This window comes from Paenibacillus sp. ISL-20 (assembly GCF_018613005.1).
Classification (GTDB): Bacteria; Bacillota; Bacilli; order Paenibacillales; family Paenibacillaceae; genus Paenibacillus_AQ.
Window position 1 is genome coordinate 84,623 of record NZ_JAGGRD010000021.1, and the last position, 18,355, is coordinate 102,977.

An 18,355-nucleotide genomic window follows, 5' to 3' on the forward strand; every position below is an offset into this window, starting at 1 on the left:
TTGGATCCAAGTTTCATACTGAAGCAATACTCATGTGAGAGGGAGTGAATAAAGATGAATGATGATTTGAAGCAGCATACGGATTATCTTGCGGCTTTGCCGACCCCAGAGCAGCTAGCCTGGCAGGACATGGAGCTCGGGATGTTCTGCCATTTTGGAATCAATACGTTCTGTGACCAGGAATGGGGGGAAGGGAAGGATGATCCGGCTTTGTTTAATCCGGACCGCCTGGATGCCAAACAGTGGGTCAGGTCCGCGAAGGAAGCGGGATTCCGTTATTTCATATTGACGGCCAAGCACCATGACGGCTTTTGCCTGTGGCCGACGGCGACAACGGATTACTCCGTAGCCTCGAGCCCGTGGAAGGATGGGCGGGGCGATGTCGTAAAAGAATGCGCAGATGCTTGCCGGGAGGAAGGGATCGGCTTCGGTATTTATGTATCCCCTTGGGACAGGCATGAGCCGTGTTATGCCGACCCGCAAAAGTATGATGACTTTTATTGCAGACAATTGGAAGAACTCTTGTCTGGCTATGGTCCGCTTGTGGAAATTTGGTTTGACGGCGCGGGGTCGGAAGGCCGCGAATATGACTGGCCTCGAATCATGGATCTCGTTAAAAAGTATCAGCCCAGCGCCATGGTGTTTAATATGGGTGCGCCCACGATCCGTTGGGTCGGCAATGAGGATGGCGTAGCTCCGTATCCTTGCTGGAACACGGCCGATTCTTCGCGGGGCAGCATGTTTAGCGAAGAATCGCTGAGGTGGCTGCCGGAGACGCCGGGCTGGGTGCCCGCGGAATGCGATGTCCCTATCCGTAAAGACCGCTGGTTCTGGCATCCAGACGAAGAACACCTGCTGTTGTCTGTTGATCAGTTAATGGAAATCTATTATCGGTCGGTTGGACATGGGGCGACCTTACTGCTCAATGTCGCTCCAGACTATCAGGGGCTGCTTCCAGAGACCGATGTAAAGCGGCTTCTGGAATTTGGCAGAAAGATCGAGCAGTGGTTTGGGTATGCCCTGGCCGAAAGCTCGGGATCGGGAGAAGTCGTTGAGTTGACCCTTCCACAAGTATGTGGGATTGATCATGCCGTTGTGATGGAGGAAATTGCTTACGGGGAACGGGTAAGTCAATATGTGCTGGAAGCCTTCATCGATGGAGAGTGGTTCGAGCTTACACGCGGCAGCGCGATCGGTCACAAGAAAATCGATGCGTTCTCTCCAGTATCTGCGGACAAGGTGCGTTTGCGGGTACTGGGATCGGCCGCAAGTCCCAAAATTAAAAAAATGGCGGTTTATCGCTTCGGGCAATAAACCTTGTATTTTAACTATAAAGTGGAGGAGAGTCGTAATGGGCATGCTTACTTGGAAGAATGGACGATATTTATTGAACGGGCAGCCGTACCGGATTATATCGGGAGCGATTCACTATTTCCGGGTAGTTCCTGAATATTGGGAGGACAGGCTATTAAAATTAAAGGCTTGCGGATTCAATACCGTTGAAACTTATATTGCCTGGAATGTACATGAACCCAAGGAAGGGGAATTTAACTTTAGCCATATGGCCGACGTCGTATCGTTTATCGAATTAGCCGGGAAATTGGGCCTGCACGTCATTGTCAGACCAAGCCCGTTCATCTGTGCGGAATGGGAATTTGGAGGTTTGCCAGGCTGGCTGCTTGGTTATGGAGAAGTCCGGCTTCGTTGCAGTGACCCGCTCTATTTGAGCAAGGTGGATCATTATTACGACGAGTTGATCCCGAGACTGGTTCCGCTGCTGTCCACACACGGAGGGCCGATTCTGGCCGTTCAGGTCGAGAATGAATACGGTAGTTACGGCAACGATCACGCTTATCTGGAGTATTTGCGCGCAGGACTGGTGCGGCGAGGCGTTGATGTGCTTCTCTTTACCTCCGACGGGCCAACCGACGAAATGCTGCTAGGCGGGTCACTTGACGATGTGCACGCGACTGTGAATTTCGGTTCCCGGGTAGAAGAATCCTTCCGCAAATACCGGGAATATCGTACGGAAGAGCCGCTGATGGTCATGGAATTCTGGAACGGCTGGTTTGATCACTGGATGGAGGACCATCATGTGCGGGATGCAGCGGATGTCGCCGGCGTACTGGATGAAATGCTCGAGAAGGGCTCCTCGATAAATATGTATATGTTCCATGGTGGAACCAATTTCGGCTTTTACAGTGGGGCGAATCACCTAATTACATATGAGCCAACGACGACAAGCTACGATTATGATGCCCCTTTGACGGAATGGGGGGATAAGACGGAGAAATATGAGGCGGTCCGGTTGGTGCTCAGCAAGCATGGTTTTGCGCCGGGTTGTGTCTTCCCTGAGCCCGTTCCAAAGATAGCCTACGGAAAAGTCGCTTTGTCTGAAATGGCCGGTCTGTTGACGGATGCCAATCTAAAGCATCTCTCAGAACCCATACTAAGCGTATGCATCCAGCCGATGGAAAAATTCGGACAGTCCTATGGCTTTATATTGTACAGCACATTTCTTCAGGGACCGCGGCAAGGACAGCAGCTGCATATTCAGGAGGTTCGAGATCGCGCCCAGGTATTTCTGGACGGTCGGCCGCTCGGCGTGATCGAACGTTGGAATTCAGAGCCGCTCGATATTACCGTTCCCGCAAACGGAGCAAGGCTCGATATTCTCGTCGAGAACATGGGCCGGATCAATTATGGGCCGCTTATCCGTGATCCCAAGGGAATCACGGAAGGCGTGAGAATCGATAACCAGTTCTTGTATGACTGGACGATCCGGACCCTACCGCTGGAGCCGGAAATGCTGGCATCACTCACGTATAAACCGGTTACGGATGATGGGCAGATGGAGCAAGAAGAGCTGTCCACGTCGGAATCGGAAAACGCAGACCTGCCCGGATTTTACCGCGGACATTTTCAGGTGGAGGACATCGGGGATACGTTTCTTCGCTTCGATGGCTGGACTAAAGGTGTCGCCTGGATCAATGGCTTCAATCTGGGCCGGTACTGGAAGGCGGGGCCGCAGTGGGCGTTATATATTCCCGGCCCTTTATTGCGTAAAGGGGAAAACGAACTGGTTCTATTTGAACTGCATGGCCGTCCCGAATCTTGCGAAGTAGAACTGTCAGATCAACCGGACCTCGGACAGACCGCTGCTGTGGACGAAGCTGTGCTCAATTTCGTACAGGACGGAGAAGACAAATAGTCCATACAGACACGGATATTGTACAGTTCGTCGAGTTCAACAAGGGGCCGTCCCAAGAGTAGATTTAGTTGCTTGACGTACGGCTCCCATAAACAGAAAGTGTGTCAAATAAAGCCATGGCGGTGCTCAGGATGTTATTCTCACACCGCTATGGCTTCTGTTTTGATCATTGGCGCCTTCTTGAGACAAATTATGGGAAGTTGAAAGCCACCCGACCTCCAGGCTCACTTTCCCTCGTTCATGCTCCTCCTGTTTCTTTAGCCACGGCGATGGTCGAAAACAATGTCTGGACCTTCTCCTAGAGCTTCGCTTTGTGCTTGACGACCGCTTTGCCCCAGACGAACGTATAGCGGTTGGCATTCGCTTCGATCTTGGTGCCGTCCACAAAGTTCTGTTCCAATTTGACGTAATTCTCGGTAGCACCTCCATTTTACCAAAGAACGGTTTTTTAGCGTCTAAAAGTAAGCAATCTGCACGGCGTAGCGGAGAGGACGAATCGATTCCGGACAAGCGACAGCGCTCGCCTTTGCCCCCACATTTCGTCCTTGCTCAGAACCATTCAAAGAAATGTGGGGGCAACAGCGATGGTAGGAATGATTCGTACATGGAGCGTCTTCTAGGGCCTCCCGCAAGATCTAAGATCTTTTGGGACACCCCCTTTAACGTATGTGCCCGAACAGGAGTCCAGGACAATGTCAGAAATGTATACGCTTTCGGTCAAAATCCTCCACCTTCCTATTTTTTCAACTAAGTAAGATTACAAGTAACACATGGCCTGATGCGGGTATTGAGCCGGAAGGAGGCTTAAGGAGCTGAAGCGTACTCATACCAGGTTTGTGGCTTGTACTTTAACCATATGGCGGGGTGAATTAATGCGAAAAACCAGTCTGGTGTTAGCGCTTATGCTTGGGATAGATCTCCTGTCCGCAAGCATCGGGAGTTTCACAGCCGGGGTAGCGTCGGCTGCATCTACCAATCTTATGCTTAATGGAAGCTTCGAAGAAACGACATCTACGGTAAGCGGGGCCTGGAAAGGGATTGCCGATCCGATTCCGGTTCATTGGGATTTATGGATTCCAACCGGCAGCGGCAAAGAGCCGAACAAAACGGCAACGGTCAAAATCGATACGGAACACTCGCATGAAGGGAAACAGTCACTGTTGTTTGATGCTTTTAACACGAGTCGGGTATCCGTCAAGCAGGTGGTCACATCTGTGACACCCGGCAAATCCTACAAGCTTAAGCTGTGGCTGAAGACGGATAATGTATCTGGTCAGGGCGTTTACTTCCGGACACAATACTATAATACGGCCAAGGTAGGGGACGGACCTGCTTCCGAGAAATGGACAGGAACCCGGGATTGGACGATGCAGCAGGTGGTTCTGACGATTCCTGAAACAACAACCAAATTGACCATTGAGCCATTTCTGGAGACAGGGAAAGGGAAGGTCTGGTTTGACGATCTGGTGCTGGAGGAATATTCAGGTTACACCGGAATCACGCTGGATCAAACGGCCTTTTCCATGGCAGTTGGTGGCCAGGTTACGTTGTCTCCGACCATGATGCCTTCTACGGCATCGGACAATAGTGTAAGCTGGACTTCGAGCAACCCCGATGTGGCGATTGTAAATGATCTTGGGGAGATTACCGGCGTAGGTATCGGTACGACAACAATCAGAATTTCAACACCGGATGGTCTGACGTCTGCAGAATGTTTGGTAAATGTGGAATCAGCTTCAGACATGGAGGCCTACGAAAGCTTACGTGCAAAATGGCATGCACGTCTGACTGGCGGCGCATTTGACGAAAGTGATCCTGATATTGTCGCGGCTGTAACCGCCCAAGCGAATAAGGCTTCTGGATTCTGGAAGTCGCTGGACAAGTCACCCGGGCGCACATGGTTGTGGAGTGATCTGACCAGCACGACTGATTCCAGCCAAATCACGACCGCTTATAACCGATTAAAAACGATGGCATTAGCATATTCCGTTCCGGGCTCCGATTTGTTCGAAAACAAGGAGCTTGCGAGCGATATTGTCAGCGCACTCGACTGGATGTACGCAAATCGCTACAACGGCAGTAAAAAAGCCTACAATAACTGGTGGGACTGGGAGATTGGTGCTCCGCAAGTACTTAATGATGTGATGGTTTTGATGTACGACCACCTATCTCGGGAACAAATCACCCGTTTCATTTCGGCAATCGATACATTCTGTCCGAATCCGAAGGTAGGATCCGTGCTTGGCGTCAGCGGGGTCAAAATGACCGGTGCCAATTTATTGGATAAAGCGTTTGTGGTTACACTTCGTGGAATTATCGAAAAAAATAGTGCCAAAATTATGCTGGGTAGAGATTCGATCGGTTCCGAATATGTTTATGCGACAAAAGGGGACGGCGTATATCGCGACGGATCCCTTGTGCAGCATTCGAATATCGCTTATACCGGAGGTTATGGATCGGTATGGTTGAAAGGCACGGCGGACATGTCCTATCTGTTGACCGATTCGCCATGGCCGATCACGGATCGTAACGTATTGAATGTGTATGATTGGGTATCGCAGACCTATGAGCCGATCATTTATAACGGGCAGTTCATGGATATGGTCAACGGAAGGGGGATCTCCCGCAGTGGCAGCGGCAGTGCCCGCAGTACGATCATTGCTTTGCTGCGCATGGCGGAATCTGCACCGGCTGATGTGGCCATATCCATCAAACAAATGGCAAAGGAATGGATATCCAAAGATACAACCTACAGTAATTATTACGAAGGATTGTCCCTTGGCGATATCATGGTCATCAAAAAGCTGATGAACGAGGATGCGATTACACCGAGGGGCCACCTGGTAAAAAATCAAGTGTTCGCAGGCATGGACCGGGTCGTTCACTTGCGGGATGGTTTCGGGTTTGGGCTGAGCCTGTTTTCGGATCGCATCTCGGCCTTTGAGAAGGGAAATAACGAGAACCTGAAGGGCTGGTATACAGGCATAGGCATGACTTATTTGTATGACCGGGATTTCGGGCAGTATCGCAATGACTTCTGGCCGACCGTCGATTCCTTCCGTTTGCCGGGGACCACAACGGACGGATCCGGACAAGGGCGGGTTCCCGGAGAATGGACCTCATACATGAATACTCAATCTTGGGTCGGGGGCGTATCGCTGGATGGCGAATACGGAGCCGCCGGCATGGATTTCTCGCTGGCTAAAGTGACGGGCAGCGATTTGAAGGGCAAAAAATCCTGGTTCATGTTTGATGATGAGATCGTCGCGCTTGGCTCCGGCATTACAAGTAATGGAAGCGGGCCTCAAACGGTTGAAACCCTAATCGAGAACCGCATGTTGAATGCTGCCGGGGACAATAGACTCATTATGGACGGCGTTGACCAGCCGTTAGCGACCGGATCCCCATATAAGACGAGCGGTGTGCATTGGGCACATCTCGACAGTAATACGGATGGCGCCGGAACGGGGTATTATTTCCCGGATGCAGCGGAATTGTCGGTACTCCGTGAGAACAGAACCGCCAGCTGGAAGGAGATCAACAGCTCGCAAGCGGATACTCCGATTACGCGGAATTATTTAAGTCTGGCCTTCGATCACGGAGAAACACCAGCTAATGCCTCCTATTCATACGTTCTGCTGCCTGAGCAGGGTGGGGAGGCAACCAAGCAGTACAGCGAGAATCCGGATATCGATGTGTTGGCAAGCACGATAGACATCCACGCGGTGAAGGAGAAGACGCTTGGCCTCACAGCGGCTAATTTTTGGAATCCGGGTACCGTGGGCGATCTGCGTTCGGAGCAGCCGGCTTCGGTGATCATGAAGGAAACGGACGACGGTTTAAGTATCGCGGTCTCCGATCCGACACAGCAGCAGTCGGAAATAACGCTGTATTTAAATCGCGCAGGGCTTGTATTAGCAAGTGCTGATCCTACTGTAACTATTGAACAAACGGCGCCGTACATTAAACTGCGCTTGAACACGAACGGATCATTAGGTGCGGCGCATACCGTTGTTTTTAAGAAAGAGGTGCCTGTCTCTTCCTTATATTCGACGCTTCAAACCGAAACGAGTGTCGATCTGGAATGGACGGTCCCGGATGGCGTGTCGGGAATAGAAGGTTATGAAATTACCAAGGACGGTATTACGGTGAGTGACGCTACTTACCGTATAGTGACATCTGACACCTACACCGCGACCGTGGACGGCCTGCTGCCTGGTACCATTTATCACTTTGAGGTATCGGGCCTTGATGGAGGCGGCCAGCGGGTGGGAGACAGTCGGGAGATTACGGTCGCGACTCGTGATGACACCCCGCCAAGCGCGCCTGTGCTGAGTTATACATCGGTGACAGATACTTCAATTGCCTTAAAGTGGTCCGAGTCTTCCGACAATGTAGGAGTATCCGGCTACAGCCTTTACAGAGATGGGCAGTGGGTGACGAGTGTGTCTGCATCGGTGTATAGCCAAACGCTGGACGGGTTGCTTCCTGCAACCGAATACGTGTTTAGTGTGAAGGCATCCGATGCCGCAGGCAATCTGTCGGAGAGCAACAAGCTGCGAGTAACGACGGATACATCCTCTACCGAGGGTGGCACGGATAATGGCTCCGGTAACGGGAATGGATCGGAGAGCAATTCGCACGACAACACGTCCGGCAATGAAGGGATGCAAGGTAATTCGGACACTTCAACGGAAACGAGCCATCATGAAGCGACCCACGGGGTCAAAATCGTGAATGAGAAGACGCTTCGGGCGCCAGTGGACGGCGTAGTCTCGATCTCACTCGCTGAAGAGGAAACCAAGATCAGCCTGCCCCAACAAGCCGGAGCGCTGCTTGGAAAAAGCAAGCTGGAAATCAAGAAGAAGGGCGTAACTCTTACACTCGATTCGGCGCTGCTTTCGGCAATCGAAGCCGATTCGGTCGGCCATACGGCGGTGCTGCTGACATTCGAACCGGTTGGGGAACAGGAAGCGTCCGTTTTAGTCGGTGGTTCTCGTGGATCGAATCTTCAGCTACGATCCGGCAGGATGATGAAATTCGGCGTATTTCTTGTCGGGGCAGATGTGGAAAAGGAATATAATCAACCTTTTGTGGTGCCTGCCCGGATCCGTTTTGACGCCTCGGTTTATGCCGGATTGGATCCTCAACTGTTGGGGATTTATGTATATGATCAAGATGTTCAAACATGGAAGTATGTCAGCGGGTTAACCGGGAATCACAAAGAATCAATCGAAGCTTACATAAATAGTCCTGGATTATACATTGTGCTGGAATACAACAAAGGGTTTAACGACCTGCCTGCTTCGCACTGGGCGCAACACGCTGTTAAAGTATTGACCGCACGGCACATAGTAAATGGTCGGACGGAAACGGAGTTTGCTCCGGACTCGGCGGTAACACGCGCCGAATTTATCTCATTGATCGTACGGACTTGGGGTTTCACGGCGAGTGACAAAGACGCATTTGATGACGTCAATCCGCAGGCCTGGTATGCGGATGCGGTAGCCGCTGCCTATGAAGTCGGGCTTGTAAAAGGTAAAGCGGATGGCTTATTTGACCCCAATGGGCTGATCAACCGGGAGGATATGGCTGTCATGGCTGCAAGACTTTCAACGATTATCAAGGGCAGCACGGAAGGACAGGTTAAAGAGATCAATTTCATAGACGCAGATCAAGTATCCGCTTATGCACGGGAAGACCTGAAGCTTGTCGTAAATCTTGGTTTAATGCAGGGAAGGGGAGAAGCTTTCCATCCCCAGGCACAGACTTCCCGTGCAGAGGCGGCACAGGTAATGCTGAATATGATCAATTTGCTGGGTATGGATAACCCATTAAAAGAGGGCCGTTAGGCCCTCTTCTGGGGTAAAGGGCAAGTCATGCAAGGTAAATGAAGGCTTTGGTTTTTAAATATAGCTTCCCTTTTTGTTCATTTAGGTTTTTAATGTTTATATAGGTTCGAATTAGGTTGGGGAAGGAGAACAAATGAACGATTATAAAGAGAGAATGAACCGGATTGTTCAGAACGTTGCGGGACAAGCATGGAGGCAGCCCCTGCTATCCAGCGGGCTGTGGTTTCACAGGGATGTTCGTGATAACTTCTATTACGCTTCTTATCTGTTTGCAGCTTCGGTAGACTTCGAGAATGATCCGCAGTTCAACCGGCAGGAAGGTAAACGATTGGCAGAGGAGGTTCTGGATCGTGTGCTGCGACTGCAGAACCGGGATGCGAAGAATCCCATGCACGGGCACTGGCCGCTGAACCTGGGGACGAAGCCGGAAGAGGCGAGTCCGCATGCGCTGCCGGTGGAATTGATGGGAAGCTTGATGGTTTTTTTCCATCGTAAGTTTGAAAGTGAGATGAGCAAGGGCTTGGCGGCGGAGTTTGAGGCTGCGCTGGAACACATCTACCACGGAGGATTTTTTCGCAAGCCCCTTACCGTGTGCAATCATCATGAGGCTAAATATACGGCAGCCAAGTTAATATTCGGCCAGCGCTTCCGCGATAAGGAACTTCTGGAGGACGGAAAACAAAGTCTTCGGGATACCCTGAGTCTGATCCGCCGGGAAGGTATGGCTGAGTACGGGTGCCTGCCGTGGTTCTGGCATTGGACACAGGCATTCACCTGCGCACTGGAAATGGTGGAGGAACCGGAATTGAAGCAGGAGCTGTATGAACTGCTGGATGAGCTGTGGAGCCTGCGCACGTCCTATTATTTGAAAGGGGCGTGGGTAGGAGCCCACTCCAGGGGATGGCCGCATGATGCGCCGAGGGATGCCAATGTGCTTCATGATTATGTCCAGTTCGGTGATTTCAGCCTTCCGGAGGAGATGCCGCGCACGGAGTATGCCGGTTTTCTGTTTCACGAAGCCCCAGAAGCTAAACGGTGCCTTGCCTTAAACAGAAGCGAACCGTCGGAAGTGCGCAAGGTTCTGGTGAAGTCGGTTGACGGCGAGATGCGGCAGCTGCACTCCTATGCTTATGTGACGGAACATTTTGCGGCGGGCGGATTGTGGGAGCGGGTTCGTGAGTTCGACAACGAGCAGTTGCGCTGGATGTTCAGCCTCCCAATTCGCGACGGCGGCAAGGCAAATCAGCTGTATTTTTTTCACCCGGGAGAGGGATATGATCCTTCTGGTGGTGATCCCCGCCACCAAAGTGAGTGGATGGAGGTGCTGTATCACAAAAATGTGGTGCTGGCGCTGTATCCGCTGCCGGAACCAGCAGGTGCCGGGGGTGCGGAAATTGTCGGCGTTCTACCGGAAGGGGAATGGTTGTATGAGTCAGAAGCTTTGTACGGTAAAGTAGATGATGTCTATTTTGCCGTACATTTGAGTCCAGGGACTACTTATGACATTAGGGAACAGTCCGGATATCATCAGGTCGTTTGCCATGGCGCCGGAATAGCTCTCACCGTAGAAGCGGTGTCCGTCCCGGAAGCGGAGAACAGGGGGATCGGACAGCTGGCGGCGTTCGCACGGCGAATGTCCGAGCACAGGCCGGAATTCAAGACAGACGGCGAGTTTGAGATTGCATATACAGGATGGAAGACGGAAGAACGACTCATTCTGAAGCATATGACTTCAGGTAGCTCGGCGAGAACGATAAACGGAGCGGAGTGTACGTTTGAATCGTACTCTGTGTAGTTACCGAATAGAAAAGAGGAGTTAAGATGAAGAAACTGCAGCTGATTCAAAAAATCACGGAGGAAGGCGTGGTCGCGGTCCTGCGCGGCGAAACGCCGGAGCAGGTTGTGGAGATGGCCGAACAGGCGATTGCCGGTGGCATCAAAGTGATCGAGGTGACGATGACCGTACCGTTTGCGCTCAGGGCTATTGAAACGTTGTCGCGCAAATATTCATGGAACGCCGAAGATCCTTCCTCCTATGCCATCATCGGGGTAGGTACAGTGCTTGACCCGGAAACCGCGCGTGCTGCGATATTGAGCGGTGCCCAGTTTGTTGTTGGGCCGTGCCTGAGCAGAGACACCATGATGCTGTGCAATCGTTATCGGATTCCAGTCATGCCGGGAGTCATGACGATCAAGGAAATCCAGGAAGCCCTGGAATTGGGGGCGGACATTATTAAGCTGTTCCCTGGCAACTTGTATGATCCTTCGATGATCAAGGCGATCAAGGGTCCGCTGCCGCAGGCGAATATTATGCCGACCGGTGGTGTCTCGCTCGATAACCTTGGCGAATGGATCAAAGCGGGGGCGATAGCCGTCGGTATTGGCTCGGATCTGACAAACGAAGCTTTGAAGCGTCAGGACTACAGCTTGATTGCTCAAAAAGCCACCGAATACAAGCGAGCCTATCTGCAAGCTAAAGGGTTGACGCATTAACAATACTTTAATATGGTAGGAAATTTTGATCAGATAACGCCTGTTGTGGACTCCCTGAGTCTTCCATAGGCGTTTTTTTTTTTTTTGAAAGTTCATTTTGAATATCAAATGAATATTAGCAGTCTGTAGAAAAAGTATATTATATCCAACTGCGGGAACAGTAGAGGAAAAGATAAATGAGGGTCATTGAATTCCTTGTAAGGCAAAGCTGGCCATGAGGGAAAAACGAGGAGTCGTATACATGACGGATAAAACCACACGCGTTCATGTTTCACAAGAAAAATTGCCGGTTTCCATAGCGCAATTTATCGAAAATATAAAGAGTCGATTCGGGAAGAGCGAGGATATCATCTACCGAGAGCTAATGGTGGGGGCTATCCCCACAGTGATGGTCTATATTGAAGGGATGGGAGATCCCCGATTGCTAATCGAAGCGATTCATGCAGATTTACCTCTATTTATTGAATTTCCAAACCAGTCACCGGAAGTACGCATGAAAATGCTCAAAGAACTCACGATCACGATGGGAAAAGTGGGAGAAGCCAGCACTTTTCAAGAAGTTGAAGGGAAATTGTTGTCCGGGAATACGATCATCTTTATGGATGGGACATCAACCTCACTGTACGTTGGTACTGAAGCACTGAAGCAGCGCGGAGTTGAGGAAGCCAGCTCACAATCCGTAGTAAGAGGGCCGAGGGAAGGCTTTACCGAATCCCTTCGCGAGAATACGGCTCTAGTCCGGCGAAGAATTCAAAGTCCTAGGCTGCGTATTGAAGAAAGAACTGTAGGCGAGCACACCAATACGCTAGTGGCCGTGATGTACGTGGATGGATTATATGATATCGAAGTACTTGATGAGCTGCGCAGAAGATTGGATGAAATCAAGCTGGACAGCGTTCTTGAGAGCAATTATATCGAGGAAATGATTCAGGATCATCAGTACAGCCCTTTTCCGACGGTATATAATTCAGAGCGGCCAGACGTTATCTCATCCGCTTTGCTGGAAGGACGAATTGCTATTTTTGTGGAAGGAACGCCCTTTGTGCTGGTGGTTCCGGCGTTGTTCGTTCAGCTGTTTCAATCGAGCGAAGACTATTATCAGCGATGGGATTTTGCCAGTCTTGTTCGGCTTCTTCGATATTTGTGCTTTGGGATAGCGCTTCTTACCCCCTCAATATATATTGCGATCACCACATTTCATCAGGAAATGCTGCCGACTAACTTGCTGACAAGCTTAATCGGCCAGCGGGAAGGGGTGCCCTTCCCCGCATTTATCGAAGCGCTGATCATGGAGATCACGTTCGAGATCCTGCGCGAGGCCGGCATTCGATTACCTAAATCGATCGGCCAATCCGTCTCCATCGTTGGTACTTTGGTCATTGGACAGGCCGCTGTCGAAGCGGGTCTCGTATCGGCCGCGATGGTTATCGTTGTGTCCATAACGGCGATTGCCAATTTTGCCCTACCATCTTTCAATATTGGAATATCGGTGCGGATTTTGCGATTTGGGCTAATGGGAATAGCAGCGTCGTTTGGATTGTACGGGATGATTATCGGCATGATTATAATTGGCCTTCACCTGTGCAGCCTGCAGTCCATGGGGGTTCCTTATATGTCTTCTTTTGCGCCTATACGATGGCGAAGTCAAAAGGATGCTTTGCTGCGAATGTCGCGTCACAGCATGAAGAAATATGTAACCAAATCCAAACCATGAGCCTTCTGTAAGTCATGACAGGGGTTCTTTATTTTAAGCAGAGAGGACAGATTATGTATGTTCAAAAGAAAAATACGATCAGTCCTGCTTATATTAAGTCTGGTGGTTTTCATATCTGGATGCTGGAGCAGAAAAGAACTGAATGAGCTTGCCGTCGTCATGGCACTTGGAATTGATACGCATGAGAATGGGTACGCCATTTCTGCTCAAGTGCTCAATTCCGCTGAGGCGGGCTCCAAAAAAGGCGGATCGACGGGGAGCCTTCCGGTCGTAACCTACAAGTCAGTCGGCAAAACCATCCCCGACGCCCTTCAGCGCACGTTAAGCATGGCACCTCGGATGCCGTATCTGTCCCACGTCCGCGTGTTGGTATTTGGTGAAGACATGGCCCGGTCAGGGGTCAGCGATGTGCTCGATTATATCTCCCGGAATCATCAGCTTCGATCGGATTTCTTCATGCTCGTTGCCAAGAACGGAAAGGCCTCAGAGATCCTGGAGGTCGTTACGCCATTCGAGTACGTTCCGGCGAATTCGCTCTATTCCTCGATTCTAATATCGGAAAAAAAATGGGCAGCAACGGGGAAAGTCACGATACAGCAGTTTGTGACGGAGCTCAAACGCAACGGCTCAGACCCTGTATTATCCGGGGTCCAATTAAGCGGCAGTTTAGCCGAAGGACAGTCTATGGGGAATGTCAAGAAAATCAATCCTTCAACGCTTCTTCAACATACGGGACTCGGCGTGTTTAAAGGGGACCGGCTAGTAGGATGGCTGGGGGAACCGCCCAGCAAGACCGTCAATTATGTCCTCAATAAAGTCGACACTACAGCGGGATATATTTCATGTCCGGATAGCGGCATTGTCGGGTTCGCGGTGAATCGGGCAGACACAACGCTTGATGTTGCGCTCAATGCGGAGGGGATTCCCGAATTTTCAGCCGAATTGGAGATCGAGGCCGACGTGAATGCCGTTCAATGTCAGATTGATATCAGTCAACCAGCCGTCATAGACGAATTAGAGAAGGATATCGAGGATAAATATAATGCAAATATTCGGAAGCACATCGGGCTGGTACAGCAGCGTTATGGATCCGATGTTTTTGGATTCGGCGAGGTGCTGCACCGAAAATATCCGGACGTTTGGAAAAAATACCGGGATCATTGGGGAAAAAGCTTTAAAACGATGAGCATCCGCGTGGATGCCGATGTAGCGATCCGGCGGATCGGATCCATCATACAACCCTTAAATCGGGAGGTCGATGAGCCGTGAATTGGCATTGGTTGTTGATATTGTTCTTGTTTATCGTGTTCGTTACGGAAACCCGGCATCTTCTGCAACTGCGCTCCCTCAGGGACATGATCGTGTTCTATACGGTGTGGGGAGTCACATTGCTGGCCTTGATAGGGGATATGATGGAGGTGCCTTATCTAAGACCACTGGATTGGATCGGTGCCATCATGCAACCGCTGAACAGGTTGATCTCATAATGAAGAAGGGTATGGTAACACGTGATCAAATTCAAGGATATCGCAGCACGGCAATTCTTTATACTGGCCTTCGGCTTGACCATCGGAACCTCAATCCTGGTTACCCCCTCCGGGTTAGCACATACTGCACGGGAAGATGCGTGGATGGCCTCCCTCTTAAGTATCTTCATTAATCTCCTTATGGTTGTGCTGTACATAGCCATCGCGCGTGTCTTTCCAGGTCAAACGATCTTCGAGATCCATGAGAAGGTGCTCGGGAAGCTGCTGGGAAAGATTCTCTCGCTGGTCTACCTTTTTTATTTTTTGATTCTTACAGGCACTTTGCTTGGCAACTTGGGTTTTTTCCTGAGCAGCGAAATGATGCCGGAGACGCCGATCGAAGCTATTCAAATTTTGTTCTTGATCGCGGCCGTCATGTGCGCCAGGATGGGCATCATAATCTTGGCCAGGGTCGGTGAATTGATGTTTCCGTGGATCATATTTCTGTTTATGGTCCTTGTCCTCTCACTCATTCCCCAGATCGATTGGAACCATATCAAGCCTATGCTTGAGGAAGGCTGGATGCCTGTTGCCAAGGCCGGATTCCATGCTTCCATGTTTCAGGAACTGATTGTGCTGATGGTATTCCTGCCTCTGGTCAAGGGGGAGAAAAAAGGGGAGAGGGCACTGATGGGGGGAGCTGTCGCAGGCGGGTTCGTGCTGAGCATCATCGTCCTGCTCAGTGTGCTGATTCTGGGAATTGAACAGACGGAGAATAGCACGTTTCCGGCATTTGCACTCGCGAAGACGATTAACCTAGGGAACTTCTTTCAACGTGTTGAAGGTATATTGATTACGCTTTGGATCCTTACTTTTTTTATCAAGATCTCTCTATTGTATCTTTCCATTCTTCAAGGAATGAAGACCGTGTTCCGACTGAAGGAACAAAATCCGTTAATCTATCCGTTGTCCGTGCTGTTTATCATCGTGGCCTGGAATACATACATCAACACCGTCTATGTTGCTGATATCATTCAGAATGTATGGTCGAGTTATGCCCTTCTCCACTTGTTGGTGATTCCCATGGGTCTTTATCTGATCTGGTTAACCAGAACGAAAATCCTCAAATGGAAGTGAATTTCAGTATGTGTTTGAACAAGCCCGATAGCTCGGGCTTTTTTTGTCGCTTGCTGCATCGAATCACAATTGTACTAATTTTTCGTGAAAAAGCTTGAAAGTGACGTAACGTCATCTTATATACTGGAGATATCAGAGAGAATTAAGAAAGCAGGTGATGAAGTCGATTCCCATTCAAGAATTGTCTAAACAGACGGGTATTACGGTAAGAACGCTGCGCTATTATGACCAGATTGGCTTGCTGATTCCTGCCGCCAAAACACCTGGCAAACATCGTATATACAGTGATGATGAATTAAAGAAGCTGCAGCAAATACAGTTTCTAAAAGGGCTGGGTTTCAGTTTGCAAGAAATATCGGATATGATTTCAAATCCGGAATGGAACTGGTCCACCAGTTTGATGAATCAGTTGGACTTCGTTTTGAATGAACAAAAAAAGCTGGACCAGATGGAATCGGCGCTGCGGGCTGTGCTTCATAGCATTGCGGTGGAAGGTGAGACAAGCTGGGATGTCATTCAGAAATTAATTCACCTCTCCGGAAGAGACCCATCGTTAAAGCATTCCTTCCGACAACACATGTTTGAGAAGCGGGAAGTAGAGTTGTTAAATCTGCTTCCTAATATGAACAGCACGGATCCCGACTCTCTCGAGTGGATTGCTCTGTTGGGACAGCTCAATAGGCGGATGCAGGACGGACCCCACTCACCAGTTGTTCAACGAATTGTGCGGCGTATGGATGAGAAACGACTGGAGGTTTTTGAAGATGAAGACCCCTTCGTAGATAAGCTGTGGGAGATTCGTAAATCTCCGGCGCAGTCCGAGCAGATGGGGTTATATCCCATCGAGGATGAACTTCTTCAATTCATGGAACAGGCGTTTGAGATTTATGTGTTACACAAAGACAAAGAACAAATTGAAGAGGGGGAGACATCTTGACGCTGGAATTGCTGCTCTCCATTGGAGCCTTATCACTATTGGACACGCTGAGTCCAGCCACGCTTGGCGTAACGGTGTATCTGCTCTTGACCGAACGGGACCGGTTAATCCCGCGTTTATTCATTTATTTATTCACAGTGGCGGGTTTCTACTTCCTGGTAGGAGCTGCGCTTATGCTGGGGTTGGATGCTGTTCTGCAATCCGTAACCGGCATCTTTCAGAATCGAGCGGTCAGCTGGGTCATGGCCGTGGTAGGCGGAATCCTGTTTGTCACCAGCTTCTTTATCCCAACGAAAAAAACATCCGAGCCGCGCCGTCCAAGATCCAAAAGCTTCGGGGCCATGATCGGACTTGGGTTCACGACTGCCCTGCTGGAGGTAGCAACAGCCCTTCCGTATTTTGCGGCAATCGGGCTGATGATAAAGGCGCAGTTGACTACGGTTCAATGGATGCCCATCCTGGCTGCATACAATATCGTGATGGTGCTGCCTCCATTGATATTGCTCGGATTACACCTCGTATTAGGCCGCATGATGCAGCGTCCGCTGGAGAAGCTGCGCCTGAGAATCGCCAAGAGCTCCGGATCGATTCTGTCATGGGTGTTGTGTATTGCCGGGCTGATCCTGGTGCTGAACAGCATTGACAACTTGTAAAGATATCCGATTTTGAATTGAAAACTCGTTAGGTGTGAGGGGGCCGAGAATCGTCGGCAACCTCTCCCGAAATCGGGAGGGTCAACTCATTAAGAGTCAGCTTGGAGCGATTTATGTACAGCTTCAATGGCATGTATGAAGGTTGTATCAAACAGAGGAACCTTGGAATCCTCGGGTTTTATTAATAATCCGATCTCCGTACAGCCTAGAATAATTCCTTCAGCTCCATCTTGAATTAGCCGTTCAATGACTTCTTTATAATAAGCTTTTGAATCCGATTGGATGTTGCCGAGACATAATTCCTCATATATCACTTTATTTACGATCTCTCGATCTTGTTTGTTGGGGATGAGCACTTTGATATGATTAGATTCTAATCTTTGCTTGTAAAAATGCTGCTCCATGGTATATTTGGTTCCAAGCAAACCTACTGTACGAATCCCATGTTCACGGATTTGATTAGCCGTGGCATCGGCAATGTGCAGCACAGGGATGCTTATTTTTTCTTCTATATCCTCTAGTACCATGTGCATCGTATTGGAACATATCAATACAAAATCGGCACCGCCTTTTTCTAAAGAAAGTGCAGCCTCACCCAAAGTTTCACCGGCTTTTTTCCAATTCCCCTCGGATTGATAGCGTTCAATCTCTGCAAAGTTCACGCTGTACATCAGGCATTTGGCCGAGTGGAGGCCACCCCATTGACTTCTCACCTGCTCATTTATAATTCTGTAGTATTCAATGGAGGATTCCCAACTCATTCCTCCGATAAGTCCAATCGTCTTCATAGATAAGCTCCTTTACAATCCTAAGTAATCTCATTATAGAGTATTATGAAAAAAACGTGTTCATCTCGCGGTTTTTTGTAGGTGGCGTATAACAAGAATACATA

Annotated in this window: 12 protein-coding genes; 11 read left to right on the plus strand and 1 reads right to left on the minus strand. The window is 49.8% G+C overall.

The features are described 5' to 3' along the window. Positions 1-54: 54 nt before the first annotated feature. From J7E85_RS13000 to J7E85_RS13050, 11 genes are all read left to right on the plus strand, one after another. Entirely contained in the window at positions 55-1,314 is a 1,260-nt protein-coding gene (locus J7E85_RS13000) for an alpha-L-fucosidase (RefSeq protein ID WP_215158400.1), read from the plus strand. Between the two features lie 37 nt (positions 1,315-1,351). Next, positions 1,352-3,211 (plus strand): glycoside hydrolase family 35 protein, encoded by a 1,860-nt coding sequence (locus J7E85_RS13005; RefSeq protein ID WP_215158402.1) that lies wholly within the window; start codon positions 1,352-1,354, stop codon positions 3,209-3,211. 872 nt (positions 3,212-4,083) lie between these two features. Then, on the plus strand, positions 4,084-9,063 hold the full coding sequence (locus J7E85_RS13010) for a polysaccharide lyase family 8 super-sandwich domain-containing protein (RefSeq protein WP_215158403.1): 4,980 nt from the start codon (positions 4,084-4,086) through the stop codon (positions 9,061-9,063). 133 nt (positions 9,064-9,196) lie between these two features. Beyond that, positions 9,197-10,858 (plus strand): hypothetical protein, encoded by a 1,662-nt coding sequence (locus tag J7E85_RS13015; protein WP_215158405.1) that lies wholly within the window; start codon positions 9,197-9,199, stop codon positions 10,856-10,858. Positions 10,859-10,884: 26 nt separating this feature from the next. Continuing rightward, the gene (locus J7E85_RS13020) at positions 10,885-11,556 is read left to right on the plus strand and encodes a bifunctional 2-keto-4-hydroxyglutarate aldolase/2-keto-3-deoxy-6-phosphogluconate aldolase (protein ID WP_213644765.1); all 672 of its coding nucleotides are present in this window, start codon (positions 10,885-10,887) and stop codon (positions 11,554-11,556) included. A gap of 241 nt (positions 11,557-11,797) precedes the next feature. After that, the gene (locus tag J7E85_RS13025) at positions 11,798-13,270 is read left to right on the plus strand and encodes a spore germination protein (protein ID WP_215158406.1); all 1,473 of its coding nucleotides are present in this window, start codon (positions 11,798-11,800) and stop codon (positions 13,268-13,270) included. A gap of 57 nt (positions 13,271-13,327) precedes the next feature. Then, positions 13,328-14,539 (plus strand): Ger(x)C family spore germination protein, encoded by a 1,212-nt coding sequence (locus J7E85_RS13030; protein ID WP_215158408.1) that lies wholly within the window; start codon positions 13,328-13,330, stop codon positions 14,537-14,539. Further along, positions 14,536-14,757 carry a hypothetical protein gene (locus J7E85_RS13035; RefSeq protein WP_076323193.1) on the plus strand — a complete coding sequence of 74 codons (222 nt, stop codon included), beginning with the start codon at positions 14,536-14,538 and terminating at the stop codon, positions 14,755-14,757. The genes J7E85_RS13030 and J7E85_RS13035 overlap by 4 nt, the downstream gene beginning before the upstream one ends. 21 nt (positions 14,758-14,778) lie before the next feature. Beyond that, positions 14,779-15,873: a GerAB/ArcD/ProY family transporter gene (locus tag J7E85_RS13040; protein ID WP_215158410.1), complete on the plus strand. Its 1,095-nt coding sequence runs from the start codon at positions 14,779-14,781 to the stop codon at positions 15,871-15,873. Between the two features lie 157 nt (positions 15,874-16,030). Further along, positions 16,031-16,810: a MerR family transcriptional regulator gene (locus tag J7E85_RS13045; protein ID WP_215158413.1), complete on the plus strand. Its 780-nt coding sequence runs from the start codon at positions 16,031-16,033 to the stop codon at positions 16,808-16,810. Then, positions 16,807-17,463: a GAP family protein gene (locus J7E85_RS13050; protein WP_215158416.1), complete on the plus strand. Its 657-nt coding sequence runs from the start codon at positions 16,807-16,809 to the stop codon at positions 17,461-17,463. Before J7E85_RS13045 ends, J7E85_RS13050 begins: the two co-directional genes overlap by 4 nt. An 89-nt stretch (positions 17,464-17,552) precedes the next feature. Here the strand turns inward: J7E85_RS13050 and J7E85_RS13055 are convergent, their stop codons facing one another. Further along, on the minus strand, positions 17,553-18,251 hold the full coding sequence (locus tag J7E85_RS13055; protein ID WP_215158418.1) for an aspartate/glutamate racemase family protein: 699 nt from the start codon (positions 18,249-18,251) through the stop codon (positions 17,553-17,555). Positions 18,252-18,355 lie beyond the last annotated feature (104 nt).